The organism is Microbacterium forte (assembly GCF_031885415.1).
In the GTDB taxonomy this organism is placed as follows: domain Bacteria; phylum Actinomycetota; class Actinomycetes; order Actinomycetales; family Microbacteriaceae; genus Microbacterium; species Microbacterium forte.
In genome coordinates, this window is sequence record NZ_CP116871.1 from 1,140,241 (window position 1) to 1,161,227 (window position 20,987).

Below are 20,987 nucleotides of genomic sequence, written 5' to 3' on the forward strand. Positions count from 1 at the left end.
CACACCCCTCGACGCACCCTCAGTCGAAGTGAGCCGCTGCCGCACGGGCCACGTACACCGCATCGTCGAGGTCGTCGCCTGTCACGTTCACGTGTCCGACCTTGCGGCCAGGACGCGGGGCCTTTCCGTAGGTGTGGATCTTGGCCGACGGATGCGCCTCCATCGCTCCCGCGAAGCGTTCGCCGAGCGAGCCGCTCTGCGGCCCTCCGAGGATGTTCACCATCACGGACCAGGCGGCGTGAGGCGCGGTGTCGCCGAGGGGCAGATCGGCGACTGCACGCAGATGCTGCTCGAACTGTCCGGTCACGGCGCCGTCCTGGCTCCAGTGGCCGCTGTTGTGCGGGCGCATCGCCAGCTCGTTCACGAGGATCCGCTCGTCGTCGGTCTCGAAGAGCTCGACCGCGAGCATGCCCGTGACCCCGAGTCCTTCGGCGATCGACCGCCCGATCTCTTCGGCGACCTGCGCGAGACGGTCGGTCGCATGCGGCGCCGGCGCGATCACCTCGGCGCACACGCCCTCGCGCTGCACGGTCTCGACGACCGGATAGGCGACGATCTGGCCGCTGGGACGGCGGGCCACCTGCTGCGCGAGCTCGCGAACGAATCCGACCAGCTCCTCGACCAGCAGGGCCTCGCCGTCGGCGAGCCCGTCGAGCCAGTCCTGAGCCTCGCTCGCCGCTCGGACGACGCGCACGCCCTTGCCGTCGTAGCCACCGCGCGGCGTCTTCACGACGCCCTGCCCGTCGTGCTCATCGAGGAACGCCTGCAGCTCGGACGCATCGCGAACCGGCGCCCAGTCGGGCTGAGGAACGCCGAGTTCTTCGAGCCGCGCCCGCATGAGGAGCTTGTCCTGGGCGAACTGCAGAGCATCGGGCCCGGGGTGCACCGCGACGCCCTCGGCGACGAGAGCCCGCAGCACCTGCTGAGGGACGTGCTCGTGGTCGAAGGTGACGACGTCGACGTCTGCGACGAACGCGCGGACGACCTCGAGGTCGTGATAGTCGCCGACCTCGGTCGCGGCGAGTTGCGCCGCCATCCCCTCGTCTTCAGCGAGCACCCTCAGGTCGAGTCCGAGCTCGACCGCCGGAGCGATCATCATCCGAGCCAGCTGGCCTCCACCGATCACACCAACGCGCAGCGCCATGGGCCGCCTCCATTCGTCCTGACCATTCTCGCGCATCGGCGCGCACGCCGTTCACTCGTCGCGCCGACCACGGCCAAGCGAGGCTCTGCTCAGAACCCCGCGGTCCCGTCGTTGCCCGCCTGCGCATCGCGGTGCGCCAGGATCTGACTGACCTCGATCTGATCGGCCAGCGTCTCGTGCACGAGCGTCACGTTCGGGACGTTGGCGAGGCGCAGCGGCGCGTCGACCCCGTTGGACAGGGTGATCGTGCCGACTCCCCACATCCGCTGGATCACGCCGCGGCGGACGCCGATCGTATAGCCGCGAGCGTGCGACATCTCCTGCCTGTTGCGCGCACCGATGCCGTGGTTCACGATGACCCGCCGCGTGGTGAGCGTCACCGAACGCGAGTACCAGACGACCCAGGGCACGACCACCAGCAGGAGGACGATCGCTGCGGCCGCGCTCAGCAGCATCCAATTCTCGAACGGCGCCGGGAGATTGTCATAGAAGAAGGTCGTGGCCCCGAACACCGCGACCAGCACCAGCGCGGACCAGAACAGCCTCCGGGCATGTGCGCGGAACCGAGCGATGAGCAGTTCTTCGGCGGGCGCACCCGGCGGTGGCATCGTCGGCCTTCCGCCGAGAGTCACGGGCTGAGTCACCCCTCCATTGTGCCCGTAACCGCCGACATCGCCGCTCGCACGCCGGGCGTGTCAGGGTCACGCCGGCCGGACGTGCACCACATCGCCCGCGGAGATCGGCCGCTCAGCGCCCTCCGCCAGCACCAGCAGTCGACCGTCGGCATCGAGTCCTGTGGCTGTTCCGACGAGCACGGAGTCGCCGGGGAGCAAGACCTTCACGTCGAGACCGATCGTCGCGCAGCGCTCGCTCGCCGCGGCATGAAGGCCGCTCGAGACGGCATCGCCCGCTGCGGCGAGGTCGGCGACCAGCTGGTCGAGCGCTCGCAGATAGGTGGCGAGCAGGCGATCGGCGTCGACCTCGACGCCGATCACGGCGAAGGAGGTCGCCGTCGGCACCGGCAGCTGAGACGCTGTCATCGCCGTGTTCACACCCGTTCCCACGACCACGGCATCCTGTGTCGCCTGCGCCAGGATCCCGCAGATCTTGCGACCGTCGACCAGCACATCGTTCGGCCACTTGACTGCCACCGCGTGGTCGGGAAGCTGCTCGGCGATCGCATCCGCCATCGCCACCCCGGCGGCGAGCGGGATCCAGCCGCGCGCATCGGCCCACGGCAACCTCCGCAGCAGAACGGAGACGGCGAGCGACGCGCCCGGCGCGGCCGTCCAGGAGCGGCCGAGTCGACCGCGACCCGCCGTCTGGTTGTCGGTGAGGAGCACCGACAGGTGCGGGCTCGAGAACGACTCGCGCGCGCGTTCGCTCAGGATCTCATTGGTCGAGCCCGCGTCGGTCAGCACCTCGAGATGCGAGGCGACTGCAGCGGTGAGCGGAAGGTCCATCGTCAGACCTCCTCTTCGTCGGCCTCTTCGTCGTCGTCGTCCTCGTCGCCGCGCACCGCCCCGACCTCGTGCGCCTGCCACTGATCCCACTCCTTCATGAGGCGCTCGATCGCGGCGTGGAACTTCTCGGTCGCGGCACCCGGCGTCGTGTCGCCGAAATAGTGCTGCACCCACATGCGCAACCTGGCGATGGCCACCTCGTCGGCACGGACGCGTTCGACCTCGGCGACGATGTCCCCCGCAGCGTCCGCGCTGAGCCACTCGCAGTCCGACAGGTAGCCGTTGGTGTCGATCGACGCACGCTCGTCTGCCGGTCGCGTGATCATCAGCGGCTTGCCCACGGCCAGGCGGTCGTAGACCATCGCCGAGATGTCGACGACTGCGACATCGGCGGCAGCCAGCTGCCATCCGAGCTCCGCCCCGTTGTCGTACACGTGCTGGGCCGTGGGGTCGGCGGCGTTCGCCGCCGCGATGGCCGCGATGATGCGACGGTGCGCTGCGCCGTACTCGTCGTCGAGGACCCCGCTTCGCGGGTGCGGCCGGTAGATCACGCGGTGTCCGCGGGACGCGAGCAGCGTCGTGACCAGGGTCTCGCCATGCGTGGCGATCGACCCGTAGTGCGCGCTCGGGCGGTCGCCTTCCCACGTCGGGGCATAGAGCACGACCGTGCGCTCGTCGGGCACGTACGGGAGCGTCCCCGAGTAGTGGTCCGCCTGCGGGCGGCCGATCTCGATCGTGCGCCGATCGATGTCCCAGTCCCAGAGCGTCCGCGACAGACGGTCGCGTGCGGCCTGCCCGGCGACAAGCGCATAGTCATACGCCTTGTACTGATTCGTGGTCATGTACATCTTGTCGGACTCGCCGTGGTTGATGAACACGTGCCAGCGCCTGCCGTAGCGGAACATCTGGAAGTTGCGGGTGTTCTGGTTCACGTACAGGACGACGCGGATGTCCTGCGACGAGATGAACCTCTCGAGGTCACGGATCGTGGGGACGAAGGCGACCGGGGGGCCGTCCTCGTCGAGCAGCTTGTCGGCACCCGTCGCCGAACGGGACAGCACGACGACCGGCCACCGCTTCGACAGCTCGGCGAGCGGGCGGTACCACTGCCGCATCTGGTACATGTTCACGTCGCCGTCGGCGAAGTACACCGCCACCTGGTAGTGCTCCGGCTGGTGCGGTTCGCGTTCGGCGAGGCGCCGTCGCACTCGCTGTACAGCCTTGCGCGAGGCGAGCGCCCGCTTCAGCAGACGGTAGGCCTTCTTCACGTCGGACACTGCACCCATCCCTCCAGGATACCGAGTACGAGGGATCGAGCCGACGGCTTCCCCGAGACCCTCGCTGTCTCGAATCAGCGAACGTCCGAGCAGTGCATGCCATGATCGTCATGTGCCTGACAACGACATCGCCACCCCCGAGAACGGAGTGTCGTTCGTCATGCCCGTGCTCAACGAACGCGCCTACCTGGAGCACGCGATCGCCTCCGTGCTGGCGCAGGAGCTGAGCGTTCCGGCCGAGCTCGTGCTCGCGCTCGGGCCGTCCACCGATGGCACGACGGAGCTCGCTCAGCGTCTCGCAGCGGAGGACGACCGGATCCGGCTCGTCGACAACCCCGCCGCGCACATCCCGGTCGGATTGAACGCGGCGATCCGGGCCAGCCGCTTCGCGACGATCGTCCGCGTCGACGCGCATTCCGAGCTCGCTCCCGGGTACGCGGCGCTCGCGCTCCAGACCCTCGAGCGCACGGGCGCTGCCAACGTCGGCGGCGTGATGCGCGCTGACGGCCGCACACCGTTCCAGACGTCGGTGGCGCGCCTCTACAACTCGCCGGTCGGTCTCGGTGGCGGCGCGTATCACGGTGGCACTCACGAGGGTGAAGCCGAATCCGCGTACCTCGGCGTCATGCGCCGGACGGTGCTCGAAGAAGTGGGGCTCTTCGACGAGTCGATCCGCCGCGGCGAGGACTGGGAGCTCAATCTCCGTATCCGCCAGGCAGGGCACCTCGTCTGGTTCGACCCGAATCTCTCCGTGACCTACTGGCCACGCGAGAGCTGGCTGCGCCTCGCGCGTCAGTTCCGGGCGACCGGAGCGTGGCGCGGCGAGCTCGTGCGCCGATACGGGCGCCGCAACGGCATCCGCTTCTTCGCTCCCCCTGCGCTGGTGGTCCTCGTCGCCGTCGCCGTCGTCACCGGGATCCTTCAGCTCACCGGCGTCCTCACCGGAGTGCTGTCGCTGATCGTCTCGGCCGTCGTCTATCTGCCGCTGGTGGCGTACCTCATGCTGGTGATCGTCGTCGCCTGCCTGCCCGGCGGGGGCGGCCCACGGCAGAGGCTCTGGACGCTGCTCGTGCTGCCGACCATGCACCTCTCGTGGGGCCTCGGCTTCCTCGGCGGCGTGCTGCGCGGTGCTCGCGACACCGTCGACGCATCGCGTCTCGGCACCCGCAACACGCCACTCCCCTAGCGCACCGCCGGCGGCGCGGGGCGAATCACCTGGTGACGTACCCCTGGTCGAGGATGCGCGCGACGACCCGCTCCGCCGCGTGCCCGTCGTCCCGCGAGTTGAACTGCGCCCGCCAGGCGGCGTAGCGCTCGGCGTAGACGCTCTCATGCGTGCTGTCGGCGAGCGCGGTGACGAGTTCGTCCTGGGAATGCACGAGCGGCCCCGGCGCGCGGGTCGCGAGATCGAAGTAGAACCCTCGGAGCTCTCCTCGGTAGTGATCGAGGTCCGGCACGAGGAAGTACATCGGCTTTCCCGTGACGCTGAAATCGAACATCACCGACGAGTAGTCGGTGATCAGGACGTCGGCCGCGAGCAGGAGCTTCGAGGTCTCGGGATACCCGGTGACATCGATGACACGGGCACCGGCTCGATCCCGCCCGGTGTCGATCGTGCGCGAGTGACCACGCACGAGCACGACGGAGTCCGTCTGCCTGGCGAGCTCCTCCGGGTCGATGAAGTCGACCATCTCGGTCAGATCATCGCGCCACGTCGGGGCGTACAGAAGCACCCGCTCGCCGTCGGCGATGCCGAGGTCGCCGCGGATGCCGGCGGCGTCACCGGTGACGAGTGCGTCGTTCCGCGGATATCCCTCGACCCAGATCGGTCGTCCGAAGAACGCGTATGCCTTGCGCAGAATGCGCTCGGAGTAGGTGTTCTGCGCCAGAAGCACGTCCCAGCGGCGGGACTCCTTGACGACGGCCGCCATGCGGCGAGGGTCGAATCCGGGTCGGTGCAGCGCGAGCCGTTTCAGCGGAGTGCCGTGCCAGGTCTGCAGCACCTTCTGCCCCGGCTTGCGGACGAACCTGCGACGCAGCCAATCGTTGACGACCAGCAGCCGCGACGCTGCACGGGCCCGCCACCACTCCGGGCTGCCCTCGACGACCGCGATCGCCCCGTCCGGAACCGCCACGGACAGGTCGACGACACTCCAGTAGCGCACGACATCCGGTGCCTGCGCGAAGAGGGCGCGGTCGATCGCCTGAGGGTTGCAGCCGACGGTGCGGCCGTAGAAGCTCTCGAAGAAGACCGCGTTCTCGGTGGCTCCGGGATGCGCGACATAGCGCCCCTCGAGGGTCGCCTGCCCCTCACTCGTCTCATACGCAGGGTCGATCGGTGCAGCGATCCGCACTGTCGCGCCGTCGACGGCGATCCGCACGCCCGCCAGCACCTCCGGGGCGATGAGGAGATCACCGAACTCTGCACCCGCGATGCGCAGCTCGTAGTCCCCCGTGGGAAGCGGCAGCTCCGGGCCGCCCCACCGCGACGCGCGCAGCGGGAACGTCGCCTTCCAGGTCTTCCCTCCGCCGGTGACCCGAGCGTCGACACGGGCCCGCGGCCCGATCAGCTCCGCCGTGGTCGGGCGCTGACCGGCGCCTGCGATGACCAGCGTCTCTGCCGCCTCATCGATCCTGGCCGTGGTCATGCTGCTCCCTTCGGCGCGGGGATCCCCCGCGCACGGATTTTCTCGTAGACGCGCCGGGTGTTGCCTCCGTCGCGGAAGGCGTGCATCTCCGCGCTGAGCGTACCGGAACGCTCGGACTGCGCGGCGAAGACGTCGTCATCGTCCAGCAGCGCCGACAGCTGCGGCAGAAGCGCGTCCCAACTCGTCGGGGCGTCCTCGCCCGCGACGTCCTGGAATCGGCCGTAGAAGCCTCTCGTGCGGGCATAGTCCTCGGCGTCAGGGGCGAGGAAGAGCACCGGCATCCGCAGAAGGCCCACGTCATAGGCGAGCGACGAGTAGTCGGTGACCAGGACGTCGACCGCCGGCAGCACGGGCGTGACATCGGAGAGCACTCCGGATCCGAGCATCCTGACCCGTCGGCTGGGCAGCGGAGGCGCGTACCCGCCCTCGCCGAGCGGGTGGGAGCGAACGAGCAGCACAGCGTCACTCTCTTCGAGCACCCGGATGATCTGCACCCACTGGGCAGCCGTCGGGACCGCCGGGTCGTCAGCTCCGTCACGCCATGTCGGCGCATAGAGGATGATCCGAGAGCCGGTCGGCAGTCCGCCGATCGCACGGTCCAGAACGTCGGATGCCTTCGCCCGACGCTCGATCGGGTCACCCGACGACAGCACGTCGACACGCGGCTCGCCGGTGACGACCACTCGGCCGTCACCGAGCGCGAAGGCCGACTCGAGACGCCCCCTCGAACGGTGCGACGCGGCCGGCAGCACTCGGATGCGCTGAGCCGCACGCCGGTAGAGGATGCCGATGAGGCGGCGCAGGACCGGAGCCCCGGGGATGTCCGGGACCTGAGTGGTCGCGGGCGAGTCCAGACCGATGCGCTTGAGCGGGATGCCGTGCCACAGCTGCACGACGAAGGCACCGGACACCGCATAGCGGTTCACGTCGCCGAGTCCATGCGTCACCACGACGACGCCGGCGCGCGCCGTGGCCCACCAGCCTCGCAAGCTGTCCTTGCGCGTCGTGCGGATGCCGAGCGCCGCGGCGTCGCTGTCCTCCCGCTCGGAGGACGTCAGCCACACGGTGTCGTGCCCTTCTGCCGCGACGAGGCGCTGCAGGGCGAGAGCCCCGTCTCCGACGCCGGCCCCGCACCCGAACACCCAGCGCGTGCCACGAGGGATGACGAGCGTGCCGGCGCGCCCTGCGAGGTAGAGCGGTATCCGAAGCAGCTTGGCCGCATTGCCGGAGCCGAAAGAGAAGGACGCCACCCCGCGAGCCTATCGCGGGGTGACGCCCTTCTCGGTGAGCGGGATCGCCCGAGTCAGCCGGCGAGCTCGCCCAGGGTGACCTCGATCTCGTATTCCTTGCCTCCACGGATGTAGGTGACCTTCGCGTCGCTGCCCGCGGCGGCCGCGCGCACCTGCGCCGTGAGGTCGCTGGCGCTCGTGATGGGCACTCCGTTGAAGGCGGTCACGACATCGTCGGCCTTGAGCCCGCCGGCCGCGGCAGCGCCGCCCCCGGTGACCTCGGCGATGTACGCCCCCGAGACGTCGGCGTTCTCGACGCTGGCGGCGTCTCTGACGGACGCTCCGAGCAGGCCGTGGCTGGCCGCACCATCGGCGATGATCTCCTCCGACACGCGCTGGGCGATGTTGGCGGGAATCGCGAACCCGATTCCGATCGAACCCGACTCCTCCGAGCTCCCGGAACTCGCGATCGCGACGTTGATGCCGATCAGCTCGCCCTTGGCGTTCACGAGCGCACCGCCGGAGTTCCCGTGGTTGATCGCCGCATCGGTCTGGATCACGGCGATCGAGATCGATTCCGAGCTCTGCTGCGAGGTGTTGCCAGGCAGATCGAACTGGAAGGGGCCTTCGCCCTCTTCGGGCGTCTCCTGCTCGTTCTGCGGAGCATCCTCCGACGACGAGTCGGGGAGAGCGGACGACGCGATCTGGATGCTGCGGTTCAGGGCGCTGACGATGCCGGTCGTGACCGAGTTCGACAGACCGAGCGGCGCTCCCAGAGCCACCGCGGTGTCACCGACGTTGAGCTTCGACGAGTCGGCGAAGTCGATCGGAGTGAGATCCGTCGCATCCTCGAGCTTGATCACGGCGAGGTCGTAGATCGGGTCGGTCCCGACGACGGTCGCCGAGAAGATGCGGCCGTCAGAGGTGGTGACCCGGATCGTCGGATCGGCCACGGCACCGCCGAGGGTCACCACGTGGGTGTTCGTGAGCACGTAGCCGTCGTCGCTGATGATGACGCCCGACCCGCTGCCACCCTGGTCGGAGCCCGCCACCTCGATCGTGACGACCGACGGGAGTGCCTCGGTCGCGACGGCGGTGGTCTCGTTGACCGACCCGGGGTTGTTGACGGTGATGGTCTCGGGGCCCTGGGCGACGCCCGTCGACCCCTGATCCGAGATCCCGTTGAGGATCGCTCCGCCGCCGAACCCCGCGACGCCGCCGACGAGGGCGGCCGCGAGCACGATCGCGGCGAACTTCACTCCGGCGCGGGGCTTCGTCTCCTTGACCTTGGTGGAGCCATCGACCGGCTGGCCGGGCTCGGCCGCGGTGTGGAGACCGAATGCCGCACCGGGCGACGTCGCGGTCGGGCCGCCGACGGGTGCCTGGTGCTGTCCGGCCTGGGGTCCTGGCTGGTGCTGTCCTGCCTGATGTCCGGGAGCTCCGAAGTAGGGCTGGGGCACCGTCTGGGCCACGGGTGCGACCGGGGCGCTCGGAGCCTCGAATGCCGGTGCCGGCGACGACGCGAACGTCGGGGGGACGTGGTGTCCCTGGTACGGCCCCGGAGCGGCGACGGTGCCTGGGGTCTCAGCGGCGGCATCCGTCGTCGAACGGTCGACGACCTCTGCTGCCTCGGTGGACGGCGCTGCGTCATTCGACGCAGGTGCCGAGTGGTCCTGGGTGCTGTCTTCGTTCATGGTGTGTGCTCCTTCAACAACGCCCTCTTAGAGTGACGCCTGTATCTGTGCGTTTCGTATGGCGAAGATGAGTTTCACCTATGGCCTTAGCCTGTTCTTCATGAGTGTCATCCCCGGAGCATGGCGGCGCACGGCAGCGGGAGCCGGTCTGCTCGCACCAGACGGAAGCGTCGCGCCCACCATCTTCGCAGAGATGTCCGCTGCTGCGGCTCGAACCGGTGCGATCAATCTCGGGCAGGGGTTTCCTGACGAGGACGGCCCCGCGGAGGTGCTCGCGGCTGCCAGGGAGGCGATCTCCCGCGGGATGAATCAGTACCCGCCCGGCAGAGGGACCCCCGATCTGCTCGACGCCATCAGCGAGCACCAGCGTCGCTTCTACGGACTGGACGTGGACCCCTCGCGCGAGGTCATCGTGACGGCCGGCGCGACAGAGGCGCTGACCGCGACTCTGCTCGCCCTCATCGAGAGTGCGGACGACGAGGTCGTCGTCTTCGAGCCGTACTACGACTCCTATGCGGCCGCGGTCGCTCTCGCAGGTGCACGACTGCGCACGGTGCCGTTGAGAGCCCCCGACTTCCAGCCGGATCTCGAGCGCCTGGCGGCCACGGTCTCCGACCGCACACGCATCATCCTGATCAATGATCCCCACAATCCCACGGGTGCCGTCTTCGATCGCGAGGTGCTCGCGGAGGTCGTCCGTCTCGCGGAGCTGCACGACGCGATCATCGTCACGGACGAGGTCTACGAGCATCTTGCGTTCACAGGTCCGCACACCCCGATCGCGACGCTCCCCGGCGCCGCAGAGCGCACGCTCACGATCTCGTCTGCGGGCAAGACGTTCTCGGCCACCGGCTGGAAGATCGGATGGGTGCACGGCCCCGCGGAGCTCATCACCGCGGTGCTGACGGTCAAGCAGTACCTGACGTATGTGAACGGCTCGCCCTTCCAGCCGGCCATCGCGGTGGGCCTGCGGCTCGGAGACGACTTCTTCGCGGGTGCAGCGGCGACGCTGGCGCACAAGCACGAGATCCTCGGCGAGGGACTCCGTGATGCGGGGTTCACCGTGTTCGCGCCGCAGGGCGGCTACTTCACCGTCGCCGACGCGTCAGCGCTCGGCGGAGCGGATGCGGCCGAATTCTGCCGCGCGCTCCCCGAGCGCGCGGGAGTGGTGGCTATCCCGCTGACTGCCTTCGTGTCGGAGGCGCACCGAGAGGACTACGCCGGACTGGTGCGCTTCGCGGCGTGCAAACGCGTGGAGATCCTCGAGGAGGCGGCGACGAGGCTCGTGTCGAGCTTCTGACCTCTCGGCCGAGTCAGCGCGGTCCGACGGCGTATCGGCGCACCCGCAGCGAGGGGTTCACAGCGCGCACGCGCTCGATGGTCGCCCGCTCGACGGCCGCGACCGCGATGCCCTCGGTCGTTCCCACCCCGGCGAGCACGACCCCCTGCGGATCGACGATCTGCGAGTGACCGACGCCGATCGGGGTCGGATGGTCGGCGGCGATCACATACGCGGTGTTCTCGATCGCTCGCGCTGCCAGGAGCGTCGTCCAGTGATGCTCCTTGAGCGGACCGCGCACCCATTCGGCCGGCACCACGAGGGCGTCAGCGCCGGCGTCGATCAGGGTGCGCGACACCTCGGGGAAGCGCAGGTCGTAGCAGGTCATCAGCCCGAAGCGGATGCCGGCGAGCTCGAAGGTGGCAGCCCCCAGATCGCCTGCTTCGATCCAGTCCGACTCAGTCTGGCCGAACGCGTCGTACAGGTGCTGCTTTCGGTAGCTCGCGAGCATCCCGTCGCCGCGCACGGCGACCACGGTGTTGTGGACATGCTGGGCGTCCGAGGCGGTCTCGACGAGACCCGCCACGATCACGACGCCGTGGTCCGCCGCGAGCGCCGTCAGGGTCGACACGAAATCACCGTCGAGACTCTCCGCATTCGCCGCAAGGGACTCGTCCATCGGATCCACGAAGTAACTCGAGTACTCGGGGAAGACGATCAGCCGCGCACCCCGCGCCGCGGCATCCGCCGTCAACTCCGCGATGCGGTCGCGATTGCCCTCTCGCGACGACGTCGGCGCGAACTGGCAGACGGCGACGGGAACGGCGGCGGAAGCGGTCTCGGTCATGCTCACATCCTCCCCCATCGCGCCTGCCGCGCCTCGATTCGCGGACTCCTGATTCCCGTGTTAGGCTATAAAACGTGCCGCGGGGTGGAGCAGTTCGGTAGCTCGCCGGGCTCATAACCCGGAGGTCGCAGGTTCAAATCCTGTCCCCGCAACGAGAATGCGACACAAGAAAAGCCCCTGATCGGGAGAAATCCTGATCAGGGGCTTTTCGCATGCATCCGCCTGCTGCTCGGCGACCGAGCGACTCCGGAGCGGTCATCCGGCCTAGGACGCGAACCACCCGGCCACCTTCGCCGGCGGCGTCCCCGATACCGCTCGTGATCCTGCCGGATACGACGGATGCCGCCCCTCAAGAGGAGCGGCATCCGGCACTGCAGAGGGTTACTCCCCCGCGCCCTGTTCCAATCCGAGCAGCGTGTTCACAGCATCCGTGAGCCGCTTGTCGGCCTCGGCGAACTTGGTCAGGTCGCCTTCCTTGAGCGCTGCCTCGCGGTCTAGCAGCGCCTGCTGCGCGGCCGCCAGGGCCTCGGCCTCGGCGTCGGTCGGCACGGTCGGCTCGGTCGGGACCTCTCCGGTGTCCGGATCGGGTTCGGTCGGCTCGACCTGATCGTCTCCACCGGCCGCGCCCGCGTCACCCCCGAAGAGGGTGTCGAGCGCCGCGGTCAGCGTGTCCTCGAAAGCGACCTTGTCTCCGAAGGCCACGAGGACCTTCTGCAGACGAGGAAGCTTCGTGCCCTCGGAGGACTGCACATAGACCGGCTGCACATAGAGCAGACCGCCACCCACGGGAAGCGTCAGCAGGTTGCCGTAGAGCACCTCGGACTCTCCCTGCTGCAGCAGGTTGAGCTGCGGCACCACGGCGGTGTCGGAGTTGTAGGTGTTCTGCACCTGGCCGGGGCCGGGCACCGTCGTATCGGTGTCGATCTCGAGCATCCGCAGCTGACCGTAGCCTTCGGCCTTGACGCCCGCCTCGGATCCTGCGTCCGAGTCGACGGCGAGGTAGCCCATCAGCACGTCGCGGTTGCCACCGCTTCCCGTCGCCGACGGGATGAACGTCGAGAACATCGAGAACCGCGGGGAGTCCTGCCCTGGCATCTGCATCGTCAGGTAGTACGGCGGCTGCAGGACCGCGTCGCTGCGCGGGTCGTTGGGCGTCTGCCAGCGGTTGTCCTGCTGCGCGAACGAGCCGGCGGTGTCGATGTGGTAGATGCCGAGGATGTCGCGCTGGACCTTGAAGAGGTCGGTCGGGTAGCGCACGTGGCTCATGAGATCAGCCGACATGTCGCTCACCGGCTTCAGCGTCGACGGGTAGATGTTCTGCCATGTCTGCAGCACCGGATCCTCGTCGTCCCAGGCATACAGCGTCACCGAGCCGTCGTACGCGTCGACCGTGGCCTTGACCGAGTTGCGGATGTAGTTGATGTCGTCGATCGCGAGCGTGGGCGACGGGAGGTTCGAGTCGGCGATCGCCTCCGACAGGCTCACGTTCGTCGAATACGGGTAGGTCGCGCTCGTCGTGTAGCCGTCGACGATCCAGACCACGCGTCCGTCGACCACGCTGGGGTACGGGTCGCTGTCGAGCTCGAGATACGGTGCGACCTTCTGCACACGCGTCTTGGGGTCGCGGTCGTAGAGGATCTGGGAGTCCTCGTTCACCAGGTTGGAGAACAGGATCTGCTCCGACTGGAACTTCAGAGCGTAGAGCAGCTTCGTGAAGGTGCTGCCGATCTGCGGTCCGCCGTCGCCTTCGAACGTGGTCTTGGTCTCGGTCGAGCCGTCCTTGCCGCGCGGGTAGTCGATCTCGACGGGGTCGGTGCCGTCCGGCGAGCCGACGATCGAGTACTCGGGCGAGTTCTCGCCGAAGTACACGCGCGGCTCGAACTTCTCCTGCTCGGTGAGGAAGCCCGCGGACGGGATGCCGCGCTCGAGGAACACCGGCTCGCCGTCGGACGTGCGCTGGTTGCCCGCTGCGACCACCAGGCCGTAGCCGTGCGTGTAGACGGCGGCGCGGTTGTTCCAGTTGCTGACATCGACGCCTTCCATGTCGAGGTCACGGACGGACACCACGGTGTCCTGCATCTCGCCGTCGATCTCGTAGCGGTCGACGTCGAGGTTCTGCTGGAACTGGTAGTACCCGCGGTACTGCTCGAGCTGGCGCACGGCCGGGCTGATCACGGCGGGGTCGACGATGCGGATGGATGCCGTCGTCTCGGCGTCCTCACGCAGCTGGCCGGCCTCGGCGTCGGTCTCGGCCTCGAAAGGCGTCGTCTCGAGGTCGGCGACCCCGTACGCCTCCTTCGTGCCGTCGATGTTCCGCTGGTAGAACTCCGCCTGGTACGCGTTCTGGTTCGGCGCCACCTGGAAGGTGGTCACCGCCCACGGGAAGCCGACGCCCACGACGAGCGAGGCGACGATCAGCAGCGCCGTCGCGGCGAGGGGGAAGCGCCAGCGACCGATGATCGCCGTGACGAAGAAGAGGATCGCGACGATCGCCGCGATGATCGTGAGGATCGCGAGACCGGGGATCGTCGCGTTGACACCGGTGTACGCAGGACCGACGATGCGGTCGTCCTGGGCGACGAGGGTCTTGTAGCGGTCGAGCCACAGGCTCGCCGCCTGCACGAGCAGGTACAGACCCGCGATGATCGCGAGCTGGATGCGGGCGGGCTTCGAGATGCGCAGCTCGCCCTGGCCGATCCGGACGGAACCGTAGAGGTACGACACGAGGGCGGTCACGATGAGGGTGAGCAGCAGGACCGCCGACACGAAGGCCAGGAGGATCGAGTAGAAGGGCATCGCGAACATGTAGAAGCCGGTGTCGACACCGAACTGCGGGTCGACGGTGTCGGTGGCGACGCCGTTCACCCAGAGCCAGACGGTCTTCCACTGGCTGGCCGCGGAGAAGCCCGCGAACAGACCGAAGAAGATCGGCATGCCCCACATCGCGAGGCGGCGCAGCGGCTCGATGACCTCCTGGTATCTGTCCAGCTGCGAGCTGAGCCGCACGTAGACGGGGCGCAGCCGGTACGCGAGCTGGATGGCCACGAACAGGGGCACTGCCATGCCGAGGAATCCGACGACGAACATCACCGCCGTGGCGATCCACTGGGTGGTGAGAACTCCCTCGAAGCCCACCTGGTCGAACCAGAGGTATTCGGTGTAGAGCGACGCGAAGACGAAGAAGCCGGCGATCAGCGCGGCGATGATCGCCAACGAGATGCCGAAGATTCGTCGCGAGGTTCGGGGAGTGGCCGGGTTCGGTGCAGAAGTCGAGGTCACCGTCCCATCCTAGGCACGCCTTACTGTGCTGCGGCTGTCATCCCTGTCACGGGGAGGTCACGACGTCGCATGACGGCAGGGATCCGACGTCACCGTCCTCGGCGATCACATCGAGCGCGGCGAGCGATTCCTCCAGGCTCGACGTGCTGATCACGGTCAGGCCGTCGGGGGTATGGCCGGTGACCTCGTCGCAGTTCGTCGACGGTGCGAGGAAGTACTCCGCCCCCGCATCTCGAGCGCCGTAGAGCTTCTGCCGGATGCCGCCGATCGGTCCGACGGTGCCGTCGGCTTCGATCGTGCCGGTGCCCGCGACATTCTTCCCGCCGTTGAGCTCTCCCTCGGTGACGGTGTCGATGATGCCGAGTGCGAACATCATCCCGGCACTCGGGCCGCCGACGTTGTCGAGCTGGAGCGTCACATCGATCTCGAAGTCGTAATCCGTGCGCAGGGTCACGCCGATCAGCCACGTCGTCACGTCGCCGTCGGTCTGCTTCGCCGGCGTCACCTCGACGACCTGCTCTTCGCCGCCGCGCTGCACGGTGAGCTCGACCGGCGCACCGGCAGCATCCTGGATCGCCTGACGCAGCTGCTTGGCCGAGGCCACTGCGGTGCCGTCGACGGCCGTGATGACGTCTTCCGCCTCGAGAGCGCCCTCGGCCGGCGCATCCTCGACGACCTCCTGCACGACGACCTCGGCTCCGGTGTCGTAGCCGAGCTCGTTGAGCGCCGCGGCTGTCGCCTCGTGCTGCGAGTCGACCATGAGCGTCGCGTTGCGTTCGTCCCGCTGCTCTGTCGTGACGCCCTCGGGGAACACCGAGTCGAGAGGGACCACCGCTCGGGAGGAGTCCATCCAGGCCAACGCGAGTTCGAACCAGCTCGGCGTGCGCTCGCGGTTGCCGACGACCTGCACCGTCGTGAGGTCGAGCGATCCGGCGGTCTCGAACGTCTCGGTGCCTTCGACCTGGATGAGCGGAACCTGCTCGCCGTCTGCGCCCGCCGCAGTGCCGAGGGTGTCGTAGACCGGGCCGGGACGCTGGATGACGTACGGCGTCGGGAGGAAGGTCAGCACGACGAGCGCGATCAACGCGACGACCAGCGCCCAGACGCCAAGTCCGAGCTTCACAGGCCGGGTTCGATCCACAGGTTCCTCCGTCGTTCGCGGGCGGCGTACAGCGATCTGCCCGCTTCGGGGTCTCGCGGCCGATCCTGTGACTAGCGTAGATGCCACGGCTTTAGGCGTGCTGAGAGGCGAGCGACATGTCAGACAACGACCCGACCCCCGAGGACTTCCAGGAGTTCCTCCGACGAATGATGTCCGGCCAGGGTGCCGGCGACATCGACCCCGAGGCGCTGCAGAACGCCTTCGCGGGCATGGATGGAATCCAGTTCGACCCGGCGATGATGCAGACCATCATGTCGCAGCTGCAGGGCGCGTTCGGCGGCGACGCCTGGGAGAACGCGCTGCGTCAGGCGCTGCACATCGCCAACCGCGACGGCCTCGGCATCACCGACGGTTCGCGGAGCTCGCTCGTCGACTCGTTCGCACTCGCCGACCTGTGGCTCGGCGAAGCGACGACGATCTCCGAGCTCAGCGAGTCGCCCAAGGCGATGACACGCGGCGAATGGGTCGAAGCGACCCTCCCGGTGTGGAAGGAGATCGCCGGCCCGGTGTCGACGAGCATCGCCGATGCGCTCACCAGCGCCCTCGACACGCAGGTGCCCGAGGAGATGCGCGACGTCGTGCAAGGCGCCGGCAAGCTCATGCGCGGTCTCGGCGGCTCGGTGTTCGCCGCCCAGTTCGGGCAGGTGCTCGGCAACCTCGCGCTCGAGGTGGTGTCGGGCGGAGACGTCGGCATCCCCGTGCTTCCGGCCGGAACCGCGGCTGTCATCCCGCAGAACCTGACGGCGTTCGGCGACGGTCTCGAGATCCCCGAAGACCAGATCACCCTCTACCTCGCGACCCGCGAACTCGCCTACGCCCGGCTGTATCGCCATTCGAAGTGGCTGCACCTGCACGTCATGGCCCAGATCACCGACTTCGCACGCGGAGTCACGGTCGATGTCGATGCACTCGAAGACGTCGCGAGCCGCCTCGACCCCTCGAATCCCGAGGAACTCCGCGCGGCCATCGAGGGCGGTGCTCTGCTGCCCACGCAGACGGAGGCGCAGCGCGAGGCCCTCGCGCGTCTCGAGAACCTCGTGGCGACGATCGACGGCTGGGTCGACGTGGTGACGGCTCAGGCGACGTCTCGCCTCCCCGATGGGGCACGGATCGCCGAGGCGGCCCGCCGTCGCCGCGCGGTCGGCGGTCCGGCCGAGGACGCTCTCGGCGCGCTCGTCGGCCTCAAGCTGCGGCCTCGTCGTCTGCGCGAGGCCTCGGCCATGTGGCAGGCGGTGACCGACGCCGCCGGCATCGCAGGACGCGACGCGCTCTGGGACTACCCCGACCTCATGCCCACCTCGGAGGACATCGACGACCCGTCTGCGCTCATCGCACGACTTCAGGCGAGCGCACGAGGCGAGCAGCCCGTCGCAGATGAGTTCGACGAGGCCCTGGCCCGTCTGCTGGACGGCGACGACTTCTCGAGCGAGCAGCCGGAGAGATCTGACGCCTCGGAGGATGAGCAGGACTCCGACGGCGGTGACGGCCCGGGAGGCGATCGCCCGGTGTGAGCGGGGCGGGAGCGGGGTGCGCTGACTTTTCCACGGATGCCCGAGACTCCCCCACCGGAAGTTCGGCTTTGCGCAGAATCGAGGGATGTCTCCTCTGACACCCAAGACCATCACCCGCCTGGATCCCGCCGTTCCGCTGCTCTGGCGAGACGGTGAGACACTGCAGATCGGCATCGAAGGCACGCTGCGCATCGCGGCGTCCGAGCCGTGGGTCGAGCGACTGATCGGTCGGATGGCTGCCGGGTTCCGGCGCACGGCCTTCGATGTGGTCGCGCACGCCGCAGGGGCACCGCGCGCGGAGGCACGGATGCTCCTTTCACGACTCGAACCGCTGCTCGTCGACGACGCCCCGGCGCCGAGGGCCGCATGGGTGGAGAGCATCGACGTCGCCGACGCGCGCTGCGACTACCGCATGCGCGAAGCACTTCTCGACGAGGGGATCGCCGCCGGGGCGCGGGAGAACCCCGCCGACATCGGAGTCGTGCTCGTCGAAGGCGCAGCAGCCGCCCTGCACTTCGCCCGCTACCTTCGCGACGACACCTCGCATCTCCCCGTGGCACTCGAGCGAGGGCGGACGACCGTCGGCCCCCTGGTGGTGCCCGGCGAGACCCCCTGTCTCACCTGCCGCGACGAGCACGAACGCGAGCGCGACGACGCCTGGCCGCGGATGCACGCGCAGCTCATCGGGCGAGCGTCGGGTCCGATCAGCGTCGCTCGGATCGCGGACGCGGCGACGCTCGTCGCGCGGCTCCTTGCGGAGACGTCATCAGCGGGCTCGTTCGTCGACGTCAGCGGCGATGGCCGGCGCGAGTGGCGTTCGGTGACGTTTCATGCAGAATGCCGGTGCCGCGCGCAGTCGTTCCCATCTCTGCCACGAACCGCGACGGCGCCCGCTCCCCTCGCCCCGCTGAGCGTGACCACGACAGCGAGAGAGTACGCGCGGCCCGCGTGACGCCGACGTAGGCGAGGCGGCGTTCTTCGTCGATCGCCTCGAAGCCGGTGGCGTACGAGATCGGAAGCGCGCCTTCTGCCCACCCGGCCAGGTGGACGTGCGGCCATTCGAGACCCTTGGCGGCGTGCAGTGTCGAGAGCGTCACGGTGCGCATCGTGGGCTCGTGCTGGTCTTTCGCCCGTGCCATGAGCGCATCGCTGAAGGTGCGCAGGTTCTCGTCCGGCCCCGCATCCTCGGCGAGACGCAGAATCGCGCGCCGAGCCTCCCACCCGTCGCGCTGCGCGCCACCGGCCGCGGGTGGCTCGTCGGAGAGCCCCAGCTCGCGGAGGACTCGCTGAACACCCGGGAGGAACCCCTGCTCCGTCGGGGCGACGGCGGCGGCCCTCAGCGCCAGGATCGCCTGACGCACCTCCGGCATGGCGAAGAACCGCGTTCCGCCCAGCACCGAGGTCGGGATCCCCTCTGCGGCGAGCGCCTGCTGCAGCACCGCCGACTGGGCATGGGCGCGATAGAGCACCGCGATCTCCGAAGGCGACGCGCCGGATTCGATCCGCGCCGCCACGGCAGCGGCGATCCCCTCGGCCTCGTCGCGCTCGGAGTCGTAGGCCGTGACCGTGGGTGATTCCGCGTTGAACGTCTCTCTCGCCGGGATGAGCTCGAGCGCGCCCGGCCGACCCTTCATGAGCGCATTGGCCGCTTCGAGGATCGGCGCCTGCGAACGGTAGTTCGTCTCGAGCCGCACGACCGTGGCATCCGGATGACGCCGCTCGAACTCGAGCAGGAAGCGCTGTTCCGCGCCGGCGAACGAGTAGATGGTCTGGCTCGCATCGCCGACGACGCAGATGTCCTTACGGTCTCCCAGCCAGAGTTCGAGCAGTCGGTTCTGGAGCGGAGAGACGTCCTGATACTCGTCGACCGTGAAGTGGCGATACTGCTCGTGCACGGAGGCGGCGACGCGCGGCTCCGCTTCGAGCATCCCGGCGCATGCGAGCAGCACGTCCTCGAAATCGAGTTGGCGCCGCTCGTCCTTCAGCGCCTCGTAGCGCTGCTGCAGCTCGACGAACTGCGCGGAGTCGATCCCGCTCACCGTGCGACCGAGCAGCGAGTGCTGTTCGACCGAGAGCATCGACACCTTGCGCCATTCGATCTCGGACGCGATGTCGCGGAGGGTCGCAGTGCTCGGGCGCAGACGCATCGAGTCCGCAGCCTGGCCGAGCAGTCTCACCTTGTTGTCGATGATCGACGGCGCGGGCGAGCCGGCCAACGTCGGCCAGAAGAAGTTGAGCTGGGCGAGCGCGGCGGCATGGAAAGTGCGCGCGGCGACCCCCTCGACACCGAGAGCGCGCAGGCGTCCCCTGAGCTCTCCCGCGGCCTTCGCGGTGAAGGTGACCGCCATGACCCGAGACGGCGAGTACGCCCCGGTGTCGACGCCGTGGGCGATCCGATGGGTGATCACACGCGTCTTGCCCGTTCCCGCGCCGGCCAGCACGGCGACGGGACCACGCAGAACGGATGCCGCCTCCCGCTGTCGATCGTCGAGGGCTTCGAGCGCGCTCACGCGCGCTCCTCGAACCACTCGAGGATGAGTGCGCGCGCGATCGATGCGGGCCCAGGCAGACCGACCGGTCCGTCGCCTGCGAGAGCGGACCCGATCTCGTCGCGAGAGAACCAGCGCACGTCGATGATCTCCTCGCCGTCCGGACGCAGCACGTGATCGTCCAGCGCCACCGCACGGAAGCCGAGCATGAGCGAGCGGGGGAAAGGCCAGGGCTGAGACGAGACGTAGCGCAGTGAGGCCAGTCGTACGCCCGATTCCTCCTCGAGCTCCCGATGCACCGTCGATTCCAGCGACTCGCCCGCCTCGGTGAATCCGGCGAAGCAGGAGTACATCCGTCCGCCCCAGTTCGCGTTCGCTCCGAGCAGGAGCCGTTCGCCGTCCGAGCTCTCGACCGCGACGATGACCGCAGGGTCCGTGCGGGGGAAGTGCTCGCGACCGCAGACGAGGCATCGGCGCGACCATCCGGCCTGCCGCAGCTCGGTCGCTCCCCCGCAGCGGGGGCAGAACGGCGCGTCGCGCAACCAGCCGCCGAGCGCGAGGGCCTCGATGAGCAGCTCTGTGTCGCCGGAGCCGAGACGCGCGCCCAGGTCGCGAAGGCCCAGCCAGACCTCATCCGGGGCGGTGTCGACGGTGTCGCCCTCCGGCGGCAGTACCGCGAGAAGCACAGCGGTTCCGTCACCGTCGCGCCCGAGGAGCGCCCAGGTGGCGTCGACGATCTCGGAGGCCGGCACCCGCAGCAGAGTGGCCGGATCGAGATCGGCGCCCGAGATGCGCACCCGACCATCGCGCACGGCGATCACCCTCGTCGCCTCCTCTGCGCGGAGTCGATCGAGGATCCCTGGCTCGATGCGCAGATCGGCTGCGCGGTCGAGGGAAGTGCTGCTGTCGGCGATCATCGGCTCCTCTCTCACGGGCGTGGCGGAAGCGGGACCGCCCCTACGTCC

The 20,987-nt window shown here is 68.8% G+C and carries 15 protein-coding genes and 1 tRNA gene; 4 read left to right on the top strand and 12 right to left on the bottom strand.

Features of this window, described 5'->3' with window-relative positions; translation table 11 throughout:
• Positions 1 to 19 precede the first annotated feature (19 nt).
• The 4 genes from OB895_RS05650 to OB895_RS05665 form a co-directional block, all read right to left on the bottom strand.
• Positions 20 to 1,144 (bottom strand): 5-(carboxyamino)imidazole ribonucleotide synthase, encoded by a 1,125-nt coding sequence (locus OB895_RS05650; protein ID WP_042541967.1) that lies wholly within the window; start codon positions 1,142 to 1,144, stop codon positions 20 to 22.
• A gap of 89 nt (positions 1,145 to 1,233) precedes the next feature.
• On the bottom strand, positions 1,234 to 1,788 hold the full coding sequence (locus OB895_RS05655) for a PH domain-containing protein (RefSeq protein ID WP_042541968.1): 555 nt from the start codon (positions 1,786 to 1,788) through the stop codon (positions 1,234 to 1,236).
• Between the two features lie 57 nt (positions 1,789 to 1,845).
• A complete protein-coding gene (locus OB895_RS05660; protein ID WP_079112556.1) occupies positions 1,846 to 2,607 on the bottom strand; it encodes a biotin--[acetyl-CoA-carboxylase] ligase in 762 nt (253 codons plus the stop codon).
• Positions 2,608 to 2,609: 2 nt separating this feature from the next.
• Positions 2,610 to 3,893: a CDP-glycerol glycerophosphotransferase family protein gene (locus OB895_RS05665; RefSeq protein ID WP_079112555.1), complete on the bottom strand. Its 1,284-nt coding sequence runs from the start codon at positions 3,891 to 3,893 to the stop codon at positions 2,610 to 2,612.
• A 151-nt stretch (positions 3,894 to 4,044) separates the two neighbouring features.
• On the opposite strand from OB895_RS05665, the gene OB895_RS05670 reads away from it, so the two are divergent.
• Positions 4,045 to 5,070, top strand: coding sequence for a glycosyltransferase (locus OB895_RS05670; RefSeq protein WP_042542184.1), 1,026 nt, complete (start codon positions 4,045 to 4,047; stop codon positions 5,068 to 5,070).
• 25 nt (positions 5,071 to 5,095) lie between these two features.
• On the opposite strand, the gene OB895_RS05675 is transcribed toward OB895_RS05670, so the two are convergent.
• From OB895_RS05675 to OB895_RS05685, 3 genes are read right to left on the bottom strand one after another with little or no spacing between them, the layout of a single operon-like run.
• Positions 5,096 to 6,532: a CDP-glycerol glycerophosphotransferase family protein gene (locus OB895_RS05675; RefSeq protein ID WP_079112554.1), complete on the bottom strand. Its 1,437-nt coding sequence runs from the start codon at positions 6,530 to 6,532 to the stop codon at positions 5,096 to 5,098.
• Positions 6,529 to 7,782: a CDP-glycerol glycerophosphotransferase family protein gene (locus tag OB895_RS05680; RefSeq protein WP_079112553.1), complete on the bottom strand. Its 1,254-nt coding sequence runs from the start codon at positions 7,780 to 7,782 to the stop codon at positions 6,529 to 6,531. Before OB895_RS05680 ends, OB895_RS05675 begins: the two co-directional genes overlap by 4 nt.
• A 53-nt stretch (positions 7,783 to 7,835) precedes the next feature.
• Positions 7,836 to 9,455, bottom strand: a complete 1,620-nt coding sequence (locus tag OB895_RS05685) for a S1C family serine protease (protein WP_042541973.1) — start codon at positions 9,453 to 9,455, stop codon at positions 7,836 to 7,838.
• A gap of 100 nt (positions 9,456 to 9,555) precedes the next feature.
• On the opposite strand from OB895_RS05685, the gene OB895_RS05690 reads away from it, so the two are divergent.
• Positions 9,556 to 10,755 carry an aminotransferase class I/II-fold pyridoxal phosphate-dependent enzyme gene (locus OB895_RS05690; protein WP_042541974.1) on the top strand — a complete coding sequence of 400 codons (1,200 nt, stop codon included), beginning with the start codon at positions 9,556 to 9,558 and terminating at the stop codon, positions 10,753 to 10,755.
• Positions 10,756 to 10,768: 13 nt separating this feature from the next.
• Here OB895_RS05690 and OB895_RS05695 read toward each other — a convergent pair whose 3' ends face one another.
• Complete coding sequence (locus tag OB895_RS05695; protein ID WP_079113943.1) at positions 10,769 to 11,581, bottom strand: carbon-nitrogen hydrolase family protein; 813 nt, start codon at positions 11,579 to 11,581, stop codon at positions 10,769 to 10,771.
• 78 nt (positions 11,582 to 11,659) lie between these two features.
• On the opposite strand from OB895_RS05695, the gene OB895_RS05700 reads away from it, so the two are divergent.
• Positions 11,660 to 11,733: transfer RNA gene (locus tag OB895_RS05700), tRNA-Met, on the top strand.
• A 229-nt stretch (positions 11,734 to 11,962) separates the two neighbouring features.
• On the opposite strand, the gene OB895_RS05705 is transcribed toward OB895_RS05700, so the two are convergent.
• On the bottom strand, positions 11,963 to 14,860 hold the full coding sequence (locus OB895_RS05705) for a UPF0182 family membrane protein (protein ID WP_079112551.1): 2,898 nt from the start codon (positions 14,858 to 14,860) through the stop codon (positions 11,963 to 11,965).
• Between the two features lie 46 nt (positions 14,861 to 14,906).
• Positions 14,907 to 16,001 carry a YlbL family protein gene (locus OB895_RS05710; protein ID WP_311879414.1) on the bottom strand — a complete coding sequence of 365 codons (1,095 nt, stop codon included), beginning with the start codon at positions 15,999 to 16,001 and terminating at the stop codon, positions 14,907 to 14,909.
• Positions 16,002 to 16,117: 116 nt separating this feature from the next.
• Between OB895_RS05710 and OB895_RS05715 the strand changes: the two genes are divergently transcribed.
• Positions 16,118 to 17,533, top strand: coding sequence for a zinc-dependent metalloprotease (locus OB895_RS05715; RefSeq protein ID WP_042541977.1), 1,416 nt, complete (start codon positions 16,118 to 16,120; stop codon positions 17,531 to 17,533).
• A gap of 788 nt (positions 17,534 to 18,321) precedes the next feature.
• On the opposite strand, the gene OB895_RS05720 is transcribed toward OB895_RS05715, so the two are convergent.
• Together OB895_RS05720 and nudC are read right to left on the bottom strand one after the other, a co-directional pair.
• Positions 18,322 to 20,043: an ATP-dependent helicase gene (locus OB895_RS05720; RefSeq protein WP_079112549.1), complete on the bottom strand. Its 1,722-nt coding sequence runs from the start codon at positions 20,041 to 20,043 to the stop codon at positions 18,322 to 18,324.
• Entirely contained in the window at positions 20,040 to 20,939 is a 900-nt protein-coding gene (gene nudC, locus OB895_RS05725; RefSeq protein WP_042541979.1) for an NAD(+) diphosphatase, read from the bottom strand. Before nudC ends, OB895_RS05720 begins: the two co-directional genes overlap by 4 nt.
• Positions 20,940 to 20,987 lie beyond the last annotated feature (48 nt).

Bases quoted from the DNA above. Each gene is read 5' to 3' on its own strand.
- OB895_RS05650 (WP_042541967.1), bottom strand. From the start codon at position 1,144: ATGGCGCTGCGCGTTGGTGTGATCGGTGGAGGCCAGCTGGCTCGGATG.
- OB895_RS05660 (WP_079112556.1), bottom strand. From the start codon at position 2,607: ATGGACCTTCCGCTCACCGCTGCAGTCGCCTCGCATCTCGAGGTGCTG.
- OB895_RS05665 (WP_079112555.1), bottom strand. From the start codon at position 3,893: ATGGGTGCAGTGTCCGACGTGAAGAAGGCCTACCGTCTGCTGAAGCGG.
- OB895_RS05670 (WP_042542184.1), top strand. From the start codon at position 4,045: ATGCCCGTGCTCAACGAACGCGCCTACCTGGAGCACGCGATCGCCTCC.
- OB895_RS05675 (WP_079112554.1), bottom strand. From the start codon at position 6,532: ATGACCACGGCCAGGATCGATGAGGCGGCAGAGACGCTGGTCATCGCA.
- OB895_RS05685 (WP_042541973.1), bottom strand. From the start codon at position 9,455: ATGAACGAAGACAGCACCCAGGACCACTCGGCACCTGCGTCGAATGAC.
- OB895_RS05690 (WP_042541974.1), top strand. From the start codon at position 9,556: ATGAGTGTCATCCCCGGAGCATGGCGGCGCACGGCAGCGGGAGCCGGT.
- OB895_RS05695 (WP_079113943.1), bottom strand. From the start codon at position 11,581: ATGACCGAGACCGCTTCCGCCGCCGTTCCCGTCGCCGTCTGCCAGTTC.
- OB895_RS05715 (WP_042541977.1), top strand. From the start codon at position 16,118: ATGTCAGACAACGACCCGACCCCCGAGGACTTCCAGGAGTTCCTCCGA.
- nudC (WP_042541979.1), bottom strand. From the start codon at position 20,939: ATGATCGCCGACAGCAGCACTTCCCTCGACCGCGCAGCCGATCTGCGC.